We start from the raw sequence: 14,169 nt of genomic DNA, 5'->3' as shown, positions 1-14,169 counted from the left end.
TCGAGGACTGCGATGGGCGGATCCTTAAGCATCAGCCGGGCAAGAGCCAGTTGCTGCGCTTGCTCGGGGGTGAGTTGGTGCCCGCCGGCGCCTACGGGCGTCTCCAGTCCGTCGTCGAGCATGTCAGTCCAAGCAGCCCCAACGGCTTCCAGCGCGCGGTTAAGTTCTGCCGCGGAAGCGTCCGGTTTGGCGAGCCTGAGGTCCTCGGCGAGCGTGCCGGAGAAGACGTGCACCTCCTGGCTGACCATCGCGATCCGCGAGTGCAGGTCCGCGGGGGCCGCGGCGGCGGAATCGAGTCCGCCCACCCAGGCCGTCCCGCTATGCGGGTGTTCCAAGCCCATGATGACCTTGGCCAGGGTGGTTTTTCCGGCACCCGAAGTGCCCACGATCGCGATCCGCTCGCCCGGACGGACGGTGAGCGAGACCCCCTTGAGGGCTGGTCGCTGACCCGGGTAGGCAAAGGTGACGTTGTCCAGGACGATGCCGGCATCTGTAGCAGCTGACGTTGCCGTTGCGGGAGATGGGCCTGCGGTCATGGTCAACCCGAACATGCGGCCCAATCCGGCGGCGGCTTTCTGGAGCTCATCGAACTGCCCAAGGACCAGGCCGATGGGGTCGAACAGCCGGTAGAAGTAGAGGGCTGCCGCGGTGGCTGCGCCAATAGTGACAGCCCCCTCGGCGTGAAGCCAAAACCCCACCACCAGAACAGCGGACAGGCCGATCAGTTCGGCAAGGTTGAGGCGGTTGTAGAACCGCGTCAGGAAACCCACCCCGCGCAGCGAATGACCGATGTTCTCCTTCGAGGCAGCCGCCACCAGGTCCGCGTGACGGGATCCAAGGCCCAAGGCCAGGACAGATGGGGAACCGTGGACGGTCTCGATGATTTGCTCGGTCCGGTTGGCCTCGGTGATGCGGACTGTCCGATAAATGGGGGCGGTCCGTTTGAGGAACCACCGCAAGGTGAAAATCTGCAGTGGCGCGGCAATCAACACGGCCACGGCAAAACGCCAGTCGATGACGCCCAGACCCAACAGGGTCACGCCGATGGTGAACGCAGCGCTGGTGAACGCGGGCAGCACGCCCGAGATCGCTTCACTGACGGCCTCGACATCGCCGGATACCCGGGCCACGACATCGCCAATGCCCGCCTTTTCCAACTGTGCGAGCGGCTTCCGGACGGCGGCCGCGAACACTTCCTCACGCAGCCCGGCCAAGGCTTCCTCGCAGATCCGGGCCAGCAGGTTTTGGCCCAGGACGCCCAACAGCGCCCCCAGGCCGCCGGCCACCAACAGCCCGATGGCCAGCCACAGCAGGGACATGACCTCCCCGCCGGATGCTGCGATATTGACCATCACGCCCAAAATTGCCGGGGCCGCCAAGCCACAGCAGGATGCTGCCAGCAACACGAAAATGGTCACAGCGAGCCTGACGGGGCGTCGCGCCAACAGGCGCCACATGGCCCTCCGGGTCTCGCGGGGGGTGGCAATAGGCAGGATCTCCGAGCTCATGAGCCCACCACCTCGCGGTAGCCGGCCGACGTCGCGAGCAACTCCCGGTGCGTCCCTGTTTCCGGTGGTCCATCGGCGCCGCCCACCACCACGCGATGGCACACGGCCAGCAGCGTAGGACTGGTGGTGACCAGCACCAGCGCCTTATCCGGGAAATTGCCCAGACCGCGGGCAATGACGGCCTCGGTGGCGGTATCGACGGCGGTGGTGGGGTCGTGCAGGACCAGTACCGGTTGCTGCTGGTGCAGTGAGCGCCCCAATACAAGCCGCTGACGCTGGCCGCCGGAAAGGCTCTGGCCGTGCCCGGTCAAGACGGTTTCGGTGCCTTCCGGCAGTTGTGAAACAAAATCCCCGACGGCGGCAGCCGCCATGGCCCGTTCCTGCAGCCGGGCATCGGCTGCTGCCACGTTCTCGCGGACGCTGCCGCGGAAAAGGACGCCCTCGTGACTGTCGGCAAAGACTCTCGCGCGAACGTGCACCGGGTCCAGATCGGCGGCATCGCGGCCTTCAATGGACACCACGCCGCGGGGAGCCGGTATGCGGAAGCCGAGGGTATCCACCAGCCGCCTGGCTTGGGAGCCGTCCGGAAGCACCACGCCCACGATTTCCCCCGCGGACGCCGTGAACGGCGGGAACCCCTTGCTGTCCGGGCCGTCGAGCAGTTCCAGGAGCGGGATTGGCTGCCCCGCGGAGGCGGGCTGTGCCGCTGACCCGGCGGACGTCGTCGTGCTGGAACCAAGCGCGGGCACGGCGTCCGGTTCCTCGAGCAATACTGCGATCCGTGCTGCCGAGGCCCGTTTGCGTGCGAGTTCAACACTGAGGAAGCCCAGCCAGGTCATGGGTCCTTGAACAAACTGGGCTACGCCAACAACAGCCACCAATTGCCCCACCGTGATGCTTCCCTGGAGGGCGAACCAGGCTGCGAAGAAGGCGATACCTGCCAGGAACGCTGCGGACAAGGCCGTGCTTGCTCCTGTGTAGGCTGACTTTGCGCGGATGGCTTTGAGGGCGGAGGCGAGCGACGTCCGGCTCGCCTCACGGTAGCGGCCCATGGCAGCGTCCTCTGCGCCCAAGCCCTTCAGCGGCCGGGAACCGGTGATGAAATCGGTGGCCAGGGCGCCGGCGCGTGCTGCCGTGGACTGTTCCACGTCGCTGCGGTTTTCCAGTGGTTTGGTCAACCGGTGCATCACCAACAGCATGATGGGGGTTGCCAGGAGAACGGCAAGGCCCAACGGCACGGAGATGAGCAGGAGAGTGACGGCTGAGGTAATCACACCTGCCGCTGCAGCAAGGGCGCCGCTGATCAGCCAGGACAGCCCGGCAACCCTGTCGGCGTCCGAGGAAGCAATTGCAACAATTTCCCCCGGGGCCCGTCGGGTGGCCATTCCGCGGGGATGGAGTGTCTGTTCCACCACCAGTTGGCGGAGATCGTGCGAGCCGTAGTTGTAGGACCGCTCGGTTGCCAGGGTGCCGAAGCGCCAGGAGAGTGCCAGCACTACGAACACCACTGCCAAGGCGCCCAACCATCCCAGGAGGGCGCCGGCGTCGTTCGGTTCAATGGCGTTGTCCACCGCAGCGCCGATGGTTGCCGGAACCAAAGCCTCGCTGACTTGGTGCAGGGAGAGCCCGGCGCAGCCCGCCACCAACAGCTTCCAGCGGCCGTTGGCGAACAATGTGAAGCTGAACAGCCGGGAGGCTTTCCAGGGTGCTTGCTTTTTACGCCCGGGCGGGCAGGGCGGAGTGGCGGAACGGGAAGGCATGCTTACCATAGTAAGGCTCACCTAACTTCGAGAAGGCCAGATGACCCGCCAAGCTATATCGCAATCCGGACACGCAGCGGCCCAACTGGAAGTGTTGCCGGGAGTGCATGGGGAATCGCGGCAGTACGCCCCTGCCGAAGGTGGGATGGTGTCTCAGGTCAAGGGCGTCTGTACGCAGTATTTCGAGTGCGCGACGCCGGCAACGTGGACGGACCATGTCCACACTACCCATGAGTTGCTGTGGGGTGCCCGCGGTGTCCTGACAGTGGAAGCCGACGGCGGGTTCTTCGCCGTACCGGCAACCCTGGGCCTCTGGATCCCCGCGGGCGTGGTCCATGCAGTGAAATCCGCGCAGGGTACGGGGTTTTACTGCTCGCACATTGACGGCCAGGTAGTGCCGGATCTTGCGAGCCGGACCGTGGCGGTGACGGTGCCGGCCGCAGCGCAGGAGTTGCTGCGCCACATGAGCGCTTTCGATATGGATGACTCCATCCGTGAACGCTCGGAGCAGGTGGCGGTGGGGCTTTTGGATGTTGTGGATGCCCGGCCGATGCTGCTGCCGATGCCCACGGACCCCCGGCTGGAACTCATAGCCCGGGCGCTCCTGGATGATCCCGCCCTGGACCGTTCACTGGAGGAGTGGAGCGTGAAGGTTGCCATCAGTGTCCGCAACCTTTCCCGCCTGTTCCACAAGGAAACCGGCATGACGTTTGCGCAGTGGCGCATCCACGCCAGGGTGCGGGTGGCCTTGGGGCTGCTGGCTGCCGGCTACCCCGTTTCTACGGTCAGCAGGCGGGTGGGCTACAACAACCCGAGCGCCTTCGTTCAGGTGTTCCGAAAAGTGATGGGACACACTCCCGGCTGGTACGTGTCCTCGCTTAAGGCCGGAAACCATCACTCTTTGGCCGGTTCCGAATAGATTCCAGCGGTTTCTCCAACCAGTCCGTTGTTAGGGTAGGTATACCTAACTTCGGCAGCCGCTGCGAGGACCCATCAACGGGGCCGCGGTCGCCATCGGGAGCTCTCCGTCTCCCCTGAGAACCAAGAGGACCGCAGTGATTTCACGCTCTAAAACCATGTCTGCCGCCGTTGCGGCCCTGGCATCAGCAGCCCTTCTCCTGAGCGGCTGCGCCAGCACGGGGGCCAGCGCCACTACCGATGCCAGCGCCAGTGCGAAATCCGAAACCCGCACTGTCACCAGTGAGGTCAAAGAGGTCAACATCCCCGCCGAACCCAAGAAGGCTTTGGGCATGTACACCACAGACCTGGACATGCTGATCACGCTGGGTATTCCGCTGGCCAACCAGCAGCCCATCCGCGACAGCGGTTACACAGGCTTCCCGTCTTTCTTTGACCAGGAAGCACTCAAGGGCATCACGCCCTTCACCAACTACCCGGAATTCAACTTCGAGGCCATCCTCAAGGCCCAGCCGGATGTCATCCTCAATGGCCTGGGCTACGACAAGGAGCTTGACGGGAAGCTCTCCGACATCGCTCCCACCTACACGTTCAACGGCTTCGACGGCAGCGACTGGCGCACCAAGTTCAAGACCGTAGCCGAGGCCTTCGGCAAGACGGAGCAGTACCAGGCATGGATGGACAAATACCAAGCCAAAGTGGACGACGTAAAGAAGCGCCTGGCCGCCGCCGGCAAGAGCGATTTGGTCATCGGCCCCGTGGACTACTACGAGGACCAGGTTTCTGTCAGTTGCTACGGAACCCCATGCCTGGTCATCAAGGACCTCGGATTGAAAGTTTCCCCGCTCGCAGACGGAGAAGGCGTCAAGCTCAGTGGCGAGCAACTGGAACAGCTCAGCGGCATCGATGCCATCATCACCACCGAGGTTCCCGAGAAGGATGGCGCCAACCCGGACGCCTTCGCCCCGCTGGCCAACAACAAGCTGTGGACCTCACTGCCTTTCGTGGCCAACAAGCAGATCCACACCTACGACCTCGAAATGATCTACGGCTCCCCGAGCGGCCAGTACGCACTGCTGGAAAAGTTCGAAAAGGCCCTCCTGTCATGATGGCCATCTACCGGGCCGAGGTCCTCGCCACCCGCCGTTTGACGCCTGGAATGGTGCGTATTACCTTCGGCGGTCCCGGCCTGGCCGGCTTCGACACCACGGGTGTCGGCGACGAATATCTCCGGGTCTTCCTCCCCGATCCCGGCACGCATGAGGCCCGGCTGCCCATCTCCACCGGGGACTCCTGGGACTGGTCCGAGGGCGTAGAGCCGTCTGCCATGCGGACCTACACGGTCCGCACTGTGGACCCCGCCGCCGGAACGGTGGATATTGACTTCGTCGTTCACGACGGCGGATTGGCAGCTTCCTGGGCGCAGCGCGCCCAGGTGGGTGACGTCGTCGGGCTTAACTCGCCCACCGGACTGTACGAACCCCCGGCGGACCTTCAGTGGCAGATCCTGCTGGCCGATGCAACCGGCCTCCCCGCCGTCGCGCGGCTGGTGGAGCAGACGCCGCCGGGAGTTCGGACCCGGGTCCTGATCGAGGTGGAGCACCCGTCGCACCAGCAGGAGCTGACCCTGGGCGCTGGAACCGAGGTCGCCTGGATCCATGGCGGCAACGGCCACAGCCAGTCCCGGCTGGGCGAGGTCCTGCGCTCCATGGAGTTGCCTGGCGGCATCGGCTACATCTGGGTGGCCGGTGAAACCAAGGTGCTGCGCGGGATCCGCAAGTACCTCCGGCATGAAAAGAAGCTCACGCCCGAGTCCTACAAGCTGATTGGCTACTGGACGGACAAGAGCGAGGCCTGGGAAGCGCGTTGGGAAAACCTCGACGCCGAAACCCGCCGCTGGTTCGACGATCTTTGGTCCAACGAGAAGCGCGATCGCGAGGAAATCGTGGATCTTCAGGACGCCAAGTTCGAATTGCTGGGCCTCTAAATGGCATCCGGAACCATGGCGCCCCGCCCGGTCATGGGTGAACCGCAGGACGCAGCGCCGGTTTCTTCTGCAGATGCGCGCCCCGCCGGGTTAGTGGCCGTGAATCGATACCGCCTGCTGGGACTGCTCACCGCGGTTGCCGCGCTGGCACTGGTTCTGTGGCTAAGCCTGGTGGTGGGGTCCAAGGACGTGGACATGGGCAATCTCTGGCCCGCCATCACTGCCTACGATGCCTCGCCGGAGCACGTGATCATCCACGACCTCCGCCTGCCCCGCACCGTCACCGGAGTGGTGGTGGGCATTGCCCTGGGCCTGTCCGGGGCGCTGATCCAGGCCTTGACGCGCAACCCGTTGGCGGACCCAGGCATCCTGGGCGTCAACGCGGGTGCGGGCTTCTTCGTAGTGCTAGGGGTTGCACTGTTCGGCGTGACCAGCATCCACGAGTACATCTGGTTCTCGTTCGCCGGTGCCGTGGTTGCCACCGTAGCTGTGTACTTCATCGGCTCGCGGGGGAGAGGCGGGGCAACACCGCTCCGCCTCACCCTTGCCGGCGTTGCCCTGGGAGCAGTCCTGGGCGGAATTTCGTCAGGGATCACTCTGTTGCGGCCCGCCGTGTTCGACAGTATGCGCAGTTGGAGCGCCGGGACGTTGAGCAACCGTACCTGGGAAATCTTCACCACCGTAGCGCCGTTCATCCTGGTGGGGACGCTCATAGCACTCACCCTTGCCCGGCCCCTGAACGCCGTGGCCATGGGCGACGACACCGCCAAGTCCCTCGGCGCCAACATCATCCGCACCCGGGTTTGGACCATCGTTTCCGTCACCTTGCTGTGCGGTGCGGCAACGGCCGCCGCAGGCCCGATCGGTTTCGTGGGGCTCATGATTCCGCACGTGGCCCGGTGGTTCGTCGGGCCGGACCAGCGTTGGATCCTGGCCTACACCCTGGTGCTTTCGCCCGTGCTGCTCCTCGTCTCTGACATCGCGGGCAGGCTGGTGCTCCGTCCTGGCGAAATGCAGGTAGGCATCATCACGGCCTTCATCGGTGCGCCTGTCATGATATGGCTCATCCGACGCCGGAAAGTGAGCACGCTGTGACGCGCACCGATCCCGCGCCTCCCATCCAACAGGCCCCTCCCATGCAGCAGGCCCGTTCCATCGATTTCGGCCGCCGGACCCTTGCCGTCCGGGGCCTCCACGGGCGCGTCTCATTGCGCGTCGACGTCCGTACCCTTGTTGTCACCGCCGTCCTCGTCACCGCCGCCCTGGTGCTCGCCGTCGTCGCCCTTGGCCTGGGTGAGTTCAGCATTTCGGTGCCGGACGTCGTCTCGGCATTGCTGGGTCAATCCAGCGGCGCCGTGCACATGGTGGTGGTGGAGTGGAGATTGCCCCGCGTGCTCCTGGCCCTGTTATTGGGGGTGGCCATGGGTGTCAGCGGGGCAATCTTCCAGTCATTGACGCGTAATGCGCTGGGCAGCCCCGATGTGATCGGCTTCAACACCGGCGCGTACACGGGTGCGCTGGTGGTGATCCTGTTGATGGGTGGGGGCTACTTCGCGGTGTCCGCCGGCGCCTTGGCGGGAGGGCTGCTGACTGCGGCTTTGGTGTATCTCTTTGCGTACAAGAAGGGCATTCAGGGCTTTCGGCTCATCATTGCCGGCATCGCTGTAAGCGCCATGTTGGCGTCGGTGAACACCTGGATGATCCTCAAGGCTTCGCTGGAGCAGGCGATGTCCGCCGCCGTGTGGGGCGCAGGATCCCTCAACAAGGTCTCGTGGGATCAGGTGCCGCCCGTGGTTGGCGTCCTTGTGGTCCTCCTGGTGGTGTTGGCCTTTTACGGCAGGCGGCTGGGGCTGCTGGAAATGGGTGACGACGCCGCCAGGGCCTTGGGCGTTCGGCTGGAAGGATCGCGGCTGGTCCTGGCAGTGGTGGGTGTGGCTTTGACTGCCATGGTCACCGCTGCGGCGGGACCCATCGCTTTTGTGTCTCTGGCCGCGCCGCAACTGGCTCGCCGCTTGACCCGATCCGCATCTGTGGGATTGGTTCCCTCCGCGGCGATGGGTGCCTTCCTGCTGGTGGCCAGTGACATCGTGGCGCAGAACCTGTTCGCGCCCATCCAACTGCCCGTGGGCGTGGTGACCGTCAGCATCGGCGGCTGCTACCTCGTGTGGCTCCTTGCCCGCGAGGTGAAGCGGCAATGAAATCCGAGGAGATTGTTATGACTGATGTGCTGGATATTCCTGCTGCCGTTGGCTCGCTGCCCGGTTCTGCCCGCCTCCGCGCTGAGCAGGTGAGTTTGGGTTACGCCGGGCGGACCGTGTCCGAGGCGCTTGACGTGCGCATTCCCGATGGTGAATTCACCGTCATTGTTGGGCCCAATGCCTGCGGGAAGTCGACGCTTTTGCGTGCGCTGTCCCGGCTTCTTGAGCCCAGCTCCGGCTCCGTGCTGTTGGATGGGAAGAGCATCTCCGCCTATGGAGCCAAGGAAGTCGCGCGTCGCTTGGGTTTACTTCCGCAGACGTCCATTGCGCCTGACGGGATCACCGTGGCGGACCTCGTTGCCCGGGGCCGGTACCCGCACCAGAAGCTGCTGCGCCAGTGGTCTGAAGCGGACGAAGCCGCTGTTGTTTCGGCCTTGGAAGCCACCAACGTTGTTGGGTTGTCCGGGCGTTTGGTGGACGAGCTCTCCGGCGGGCAACGGCAGCGCGTGTGGGTGGCCATGGTCCTGGCCCAGCAAACCCCGCTGCTCCTGCTGGACGAACCCACCACGTTCCTGGACATCGCGCATCAGATCGAGCTGCTGGAACTGTTCCGGCGCTTGAATCGGGAGGGAAACACCCTGGTGGCAGTCCTCCATGACCTCAACCATGCCTGCCGTTACGCCACGCATCTGATCGCCATGAAGGACGGTGCCGTGGTTGCCGAGGGGCGGCCCGCCGACGTGATCACGGCCGAGCTGGTGGAGCACGTGTTTGGCCTGCCGTGCATGGTGATCGATGACCCCGTAAGCCACACGCCACTGGTGATCCCACTCGGGTCCTGACCTCGGCGCCCGCGCTACTCCGCGCCCAGCAGCTCCTCCCGCCGCTGCTCCGTCTCCTCCCGCAAGGCCTGCACGACGGCGGCTACCGCCGGGCGGCGCATGGAGTCCGGGCGGAGGACCATCCAGTAGGGGAGGAGCTCGGCGAAGTCGGACGGGAGAAGACGCACCAGGTCAGCGTGCCGGTCAGCCATGAAGCACGGCAGGAATCCCACGCCTGCCCCGGCCCGGGTGGCTTCCACATGCACGAACACGTTGGTTGAACTCAGGCCGTCGCGCATGGTGGGAACAAGCCTGCGCGGAGCGTCCAGATCGTCCACCTGAAGCATCGAGTCAACAAAATAGACCAGTTGATGCTGAGTGAGTTCCTCGATGCTCTCCGGGGTACCGTTTGCCGCTAAGTAGGCCCGGGACGCGTACATCCCCAGCCGATACTCACCCAGCCTGATGGCCTCTGCCCGGTGCACTTGCGGCGTCCCCACCACCACTTCGATATCCAAGCCGGAACGTTGCTGCAACGCCCTGCGTGTCACCGTCACGATCTCCACGCTCAGCCCCGGGTGTTCCCTTCGCAAGCGCGCCATCGCCGGTGCCGCAATGTAGGCGCTGAAGCCATCCGTTGCGGTCATGCGTACGACGCCGGTGATGGGGTCGGGTGCACGGTCGCTCGGTCCCAGCGCGCTCACCGCAGCTTCAATCCGCTCAGCGACCAGTACGGCATCCGCACCCAACTCGGTCACTTCCCAACCGCCAGCCGCACGCGCGAGGACCCTGCCGCCCAGCGCCTTCTCCAGCGCTGCTATCCTGCGCGAAACGGTGGTGTGGTTCAGTCCCAAGGCCTGGGCCGCCGTCGTGAATTTTCCTGAGCGGGAAACGGCCAGGAAGATGAGGAGGTCGTCGGGGTTCGGATTCATATCTGCAATTCTGCACACATAGGGTGCCACTTTGGTCATTGAGCGCGGAAGAATCTGCAGCAATACTCAGTGGAGCATTTCGTGTTGTGGATCACATCACGGTCAAAAGGGTCAAAGAGGACACTGAGGAGATGGATATGAGCGTAGAGCAGCGCTCCGCATCAAAAGCAGGGAAAGGCGCCGGCGAAGGCTCCGGACTCAAGAAGATCGTCGCGGCCTCGATGGTGGGCACGGTGGTGGAATGGTATGAGTTCTTCCTGTACGCCACGGCTGCCACGCTGGTTTTCGGCAAGTACTTCTTCCCGAGCACCGGCAACGAGCTGGACGGCATCATCCAGGCATTTATCACTTACGCCGTGGGCTTCGTAGCCCGTCCGCTCGGTGGCATCGTGTTCGGCCAGATCGGCGACAAACTGGGCCGCAAGCCCACCCTCCAGCTGACCATCGTGATCGTAGGCGTTTCCACGTTCCTGATGGGCTGCCTCCCGGGCTTCGTGGACATCGGCTACTGGGCACCGGCCATGTTGGTGGCGCTGCGCTTCATCCAAGGCTTCGCACTTGGGGGCGAATGGGGCGGTGCTGTCCTGCTGGTAGCCGAGCACAGCCCCAACAAGTCCCGGGGCTTCTGGTCATCATGGCCGCAGGCGGCAGTGCCGGTAGGTAACCTCCTTGCCACCGCCGTCCTGTTCACCATGTCTTCAGTCCTCAGCAGCGAGGCCTTCCTGGGCTGGGGCTGGCGTGTGGCGTTCTGGTTGTCGGCAGTGATCGTGTTCGTGGGCTACTACATCCGAACCCACGTCACCGAAGCCCCCATCTTCCTCGAAGCCAAGGCGCAGGTGGAAGAGTCCAAGGCCATCAGCTACGGCGTGGGCGAAGTCATCCGGAAGTACCCCAAGGGCATCCTCCAGGCCATGGGCCTCCGCTTCGCAGAGAACATCATGTACTACCTCGTGGTGAGCTTCGCGATCGTCTACCTCAAGAGTGTCCACAAGTACGACACCTCCTCGCTCCTCCTGGCGCTCCTGATCGCCCACGTCATCCATTTCCTGGTCATCCCGCAGGTCGGGCGGCTCGTGGACTCGTGGGGTCGCAAGCCGGTCTACCTGGTGGGCGCTATTGCCGGTGCAACCTGGCCGTTCTTCGCCTTCCCCATGTTTGACACCAAGAACGCCGTGATCATCGTCCTCGCCGTCACCATCGGCCTCTGCCTGCACGCCTTCATGTACGCGGGCCAACCGGCCATCATGTCCGAGCTCTTCCCCACCCGCATGCGTTACTCGGGTGTATCGCTCGGCTCCCAGGTCACGTCCATCTTCGCCGGCTCGCTGGCACCGCTGCTGGCAACCCAGTGGCTCAAGGACACCGGCTCCTGGGTTCCAACAGCCATCTACCTCGTGGTTGCTTGCGCCATCACCGTCGTCGCAGTTGTCTCGCTGAAGGAGACCAAGGGCATCGCGCTCCAAGAGGTGGACCAGGCCGACGCAATCCGGCACGGCCTGACAACCGCTACCCCGAAGGGCTGACCCGATGGACAACTCCTTGAACGGACGCAAAGCACTGGTGACCGGCGGCGCCGGCGGAATCGGAGCCGCCTGCGCCCGGGCGCTCGCCGCCCGCGGGGCGAAAGTAGTAGTGGCCGACGTCGATGCCTCCGGAGCTGCGGCGCTCGCCGATGAGTTGGGCGGCACGGCCTGGACCGTGGACCTGCTGGACGTGGATTCGTTGGCCGCACTCAGCCTGGACTGCGACATCCTGGTCAACAACGCCGGAATCCAGAAAGTTGCCCCGATCGAGGAGTTCGAACCCGCGGAGTTCCGGCGGATCCTGGCCCTGATGCTGGAGGCCCCGTTCCTCCTCATCAGGGCCGCGCTCCCACACATGTACGCCAACGGTTTTGGCAGGATCATCAACATCTCGTCCGTCCACGGGCTCCGCGCCTCGGCGTACAAAAGCGCGTATGTTTCTGCCAAGCATGGGCTCGAGGGCCTGAGCAAGGTCACCGCCTTGGAGGGGGGCGAGCACGGGGTCACGTCCAACTGCATCAACCCGGGCTATGTTCGGACGCCCTTGGTGGAACGCCAGATTGCCGATCAGGCCCGGCTCCACGGCATCCCCGAGGCAGAAGTCCTGGCCAAAGTGATGCTCACGGAGTCTGCGGTGAAACGGCTGGTGGAACCGGAGGAAGTTGCGTCGCTGGCCGCGTGGATGGCCTCCGACGACGCCGGTATGGTCACCGGCGCGAGCTACACGATGGACGGAGGGTGGTCGGCCCGGTAGCCCCTTTGCGGCGCGCACGGCCCTTCCCGCCGAGGTGGCGCTGGGCGAACGGCTGGCAGCTTAGAGTGTGGCATGGCTAAAGTGATGTCTTTGCGGGGACGGCGTGCCGGGGCTACAGCGATAAACCTCGCGGCGGTGGCTGCCTTCACGGTGATGCTTGTTATCACGGGAAAGCCGCTGCACTGGGCAGTCACCTTCGCTGTTGTTGGGGTCTTTAGTTCTTACGCGGTCCTGTATCTCGACGCATTCGCTACACGGCTGCGCTTCAAGCGGCTGCTACGAAGCGGGCGTTTGGAGTGTTGGATCCGCTGCCACGAGCCACAGGAAAGCGGCCGCCGGATGGGCTGGGAGCGCGGGCTGGTGTCGTTTCGCACTCCAGCGGTGGACTTTGTCCGAACAGGCACCGCCAGACCGTCGCAAGAAAGGCTCTTCACTTTCCTCATCAGTGGGAGGGCGGAGCCCAATCTCTGGGACCCTCATCCCAACGATGCGAGCTTGCTTGGCCGGGGTGTTCGCTCGATCCAGCTGGACACAACCCTGGGCGTGATAGACGTGGCCGGCTTTCCCGAGGCCATGGAGGAGGTACGAGGACTGCTGTTCAATTTTGAGCCTGCGAGGTGACAGCTGGCCCCAATGCTCGTCGTGAACATTGGCGTTGTTGGCCTTTTTGTTTTCCTGCCCTTCCCGGGCGTTTTGAAGGTTGTCCACATAGACAAGATGGGGTCTGATGTTCGGCCCGAGTCGCTGGAAGAGTGGCTTCATGGACGGAAACGGGGGATCGCAGCAAGCGCCAGTGGCTTCGGCACCGGATGCTTCTTCCCTTGTCCTGACTCCCTCGGCTACCGCCTCGGCAGTATCTGGCGCGGCCGTTCGAGGACCGGGCATTCAGGGGCTCATCTTTGATCTGAGGACGCTTCCGATCAACGCCGATAGCTCGGGGCTTATTGATGAGATGCGCGAACTTGAGGAACTGACGTCTGCAATTTCGGCCCGGCAGGTCCGGGTTGCGGTGGCGTTTGATCTTACGCAGCGGGCCGAGCAGGCCCAGTCCGGGGTTCCCGCGGCAGAACGCGGCATGGGCGTTGCTGCGCAGGTGGCGTTGGCACGGCGGGAATCACCAAACAAAGGGTCCAGGCTTTTAGGGCTTGCCAAGGCGCTGGTCACGGAGATGCCCCGGACCATGGCAGCCCTGGAGTCGGGCCAGTTGAACGAATGGCGGGCAACGCTGCTAGTGAGGGAAACAGCCTGCCTGTCCGTTGAAGACCGGGCTGCTGTGGACGAGGAACTCGCCCCTGACGCCGGGACCTTTGAAGGAGCCGGGGACAAAACCATCATCGCTGCCGCCAAGGCCGCCGCGTATCGCCGTGACCCGCGCTCGGTGGCGCAACGAGCCAGCCATGCAGCCACGGAACGGACGGTCAGCCTCCGTCCTGCGCCGGACACCATGACGTACCTCACCGCCCTGCTCCCGGTCGCCCAAGGCGTGGCTGTCTATGCCGCGCTGACCCGGACGGCTGACTCCCTTCGCTCCAGCGGAGACGCGCGAACCCGCGGCCAGGCCATGGCAGACACTCTGACTGAACGCATTACCGGTACACCGGGTGGTGTCTCAGGTATCAACCTCAACCTCGTCATGACCGATCGCGCGCTCTTCCAAGGGGATGCCGAACCCGCCCGACTCGAAGGCTACGGAATCGTACCCGCGGAATGGGCAAGGGCGCTTCTTGCTGAGGAACCATCCGGGTCCGAGGACCAGCATCATCGCAGC

At 64.4% G+C, this 14,169-nt stretch carries 13 protein-coding genes; 10 read left to right on the top strand and 3 right to left on the bottom strand.

Translation table 11 applies throughout. The features are described 5' to 3' along the window. Together HP499_RS12165 and HP499_RS12160 are read right to left on the bottom strand one after the other, a co-directional pair. The coding region (locus HP499_RS12165; RefSeq protein WP_172324313.1) for an ABC transporter ATP-binding protein at positions 1-1,508 on the bottom strand (1,508 nt) is incomplete at its 3' end. Then, on the bottom strand, positions 1,505-3,268 hold the full coding sequence (locus HP499_RS12160) for an ABC transporter ATP-binding protein (protein ID WP_253951550.1): 1,764 nt from the start codon (positions 3,266-3,268) through the stop codon (positions 1,505-1,507). The genes HP499_RS12160 and HP499_RS12165, both read right to left, overlap by 4 nt. A gap of 40 nt (positions 3,269-3,308) precedes the next feature. On the opposite strand from HP499_RS12160, the gene HP499_RS12155 reads away from it, so the two are divergent. The 6 genes from HP499_RS12155 (at position 3,309) to HP499_RS12130 (ending at position 9,213) form a co-directional block, all read left to right on the top strand. Then, positions 3,309-4,187 carry an AraC family transcriptional regulator gene (locus HP499_RS12155; RefSeq protein ID WP_253951549.1) on the top strand — a complete coding sequence of 293 codons (879 nt, stop codon included), beginning with the start codon at positions 3,309-3,311 and terminating at the stop codon, positions 4,185-4,187. Positions 4,188-4,344: 157 nt separating this feature from the next. Next, the gene (locus tag HP499_RS12150; RefSeq protein ID WP_172324311.1) at positions 4,345-5,295 is read left to right on the top strand and encodes an ABC transporter substrate-binding protein; all 951 of its coding nucleotides are present in this window, start codon (positions 4,345-4,347) and stop codon (positions 5,293-5,295) included. Next, on the top strand, positions 5,292-6,173 hold the full coding sequence (locus tag HP499_RS12145; protein WP_172324310.1) for a siderophore-interacting protein: 882 nt from the start codon (positions 5,292-5,294) through the stop codon (positions 6,171-6,173). The genes HP499_RS12150 and HP499_RS12145 overlap by 4 nt, the downstream gene beginning before the upstream one ends. Next, positions 6,174-7,268: a Fe(3+)-siderophore ABC transporter permease gene (locus HP499_RS12140; RefSeq protein WP_172324309.1), complete on the top strand. Its 1,095-nt coding sequence runs from the start codon at positions 6,174-6,176 to the stop codon at positions 7,266-7,268. Between the two features lie 41 nt (positions 7,269-7,309). Further along, positions 7,310-8,371 carry an iron chelate uptake ABC transporter family permease subunit gene (locus HP499_RS12135; RefSeq protein ID WP_172324314.1) on the top strand — a complete coding sequence of 354 codons (1,062 nt, stop codon included), beginning with the start codon at positions 7,310-7,312 and terminating at the stop codon, positions 8,369-8,371. A 17-nt stretch (positions 8,372-8,388) separates the two neighbouring features. Next, positions 8,389-9,213 (top strand): ABC transporter ATP-binding protein, encoded by an 825-nt coding sequence (locus HP499_RS12130; RefSeq protein ID WP_172324308.1) that lies wholly within the window; start codon positions 8,389-8,391, stop codon positions 9,211-9,213. A 14-nt stretch (positions 9,214-9,227) separates the two neighbouring features. On the opposite strand, the gene HP499_RS12125 is transcribed toward HP499_RS12130, so the two are convergent. Then, positions 9,228-10,124: a LysR family transcriptional regulator gene (locus HP499_RS12125; RefSeq protein WP_172324307.1), complete on the bottom strand. Its 897-nt coding sequence runs from the start codon at positions 10,122-10,124 to the stop codon at positions 9,228-9,230. A 137-nt stretch (positions 10,125-10,261) separates the two neighbouring features. Between HP499_RS12125 and HP499_RS12120 the strand changes: the two genes are divergently transcribed. From HP499_RS12120 to HP499_RS12105, 4 genes are all read left to right on the top strand, one after another. Further along, positions 10,262-11,647, top strand: a complete 1,386-nt coding sequence (locus HP499_RS12120) for an MFS transporter (protein WP_172324306.1) — start codon at positions 10,262-10,264, stop codon at positions 11,645-11,647. Positions 11,648-11,651: 4 nt separating this feature from the next. Next, positions 11,652-12,401 carry a 3-hydroxybutyrate dehydrogenase gene (locus tag HP499_RS12115; protein WP_172324305.1) on the top strand — a complete coding sequence of 250 codons (750 nt, stop codon included), beginning with the start codon at positions 11,652-11,654 and terminating at the stop codon, positions 12,399-12,401. Between the two features lie 72 nt (positions 12,402-12,473). Next, positions 12,474-13,022 (top strand): hypothetical protein, encoded by a 549-nt coding sequence (locus HP499_RS12110; RefSeq protein ID WP_172324304.1) that lies wholly within the window; start codon positions 12,474-12,476, stop codon positions 13,020-13,022. A 106-nt stretch (positions 13,023-13,128) separates the two neighbouring features. Beyond that, positions 13,129-14,169: DUF222 domain-containing protein (locus tag HP499_RS12105; RefSeq protein ID WP_253951548.1), on the top strand; the 1,041-nt coding region annotated here is incomplete at its 3' end.

It is taken from the genome of Paenarthrobacter sp. CM16, assembly GCF_013179505.1.
In the GTDB taxonomy this organism is placed as follows: Bacteria; Actinomycetota; Actinomycetes; order Actinomycetales; family Micrococcaceae; genus Arthrobacter.
The sequence above is the reverse complement of the archived record's forward strand: the minus strand, read 5'-3'. Positions and strand labels throughout refer to the sequence as shown.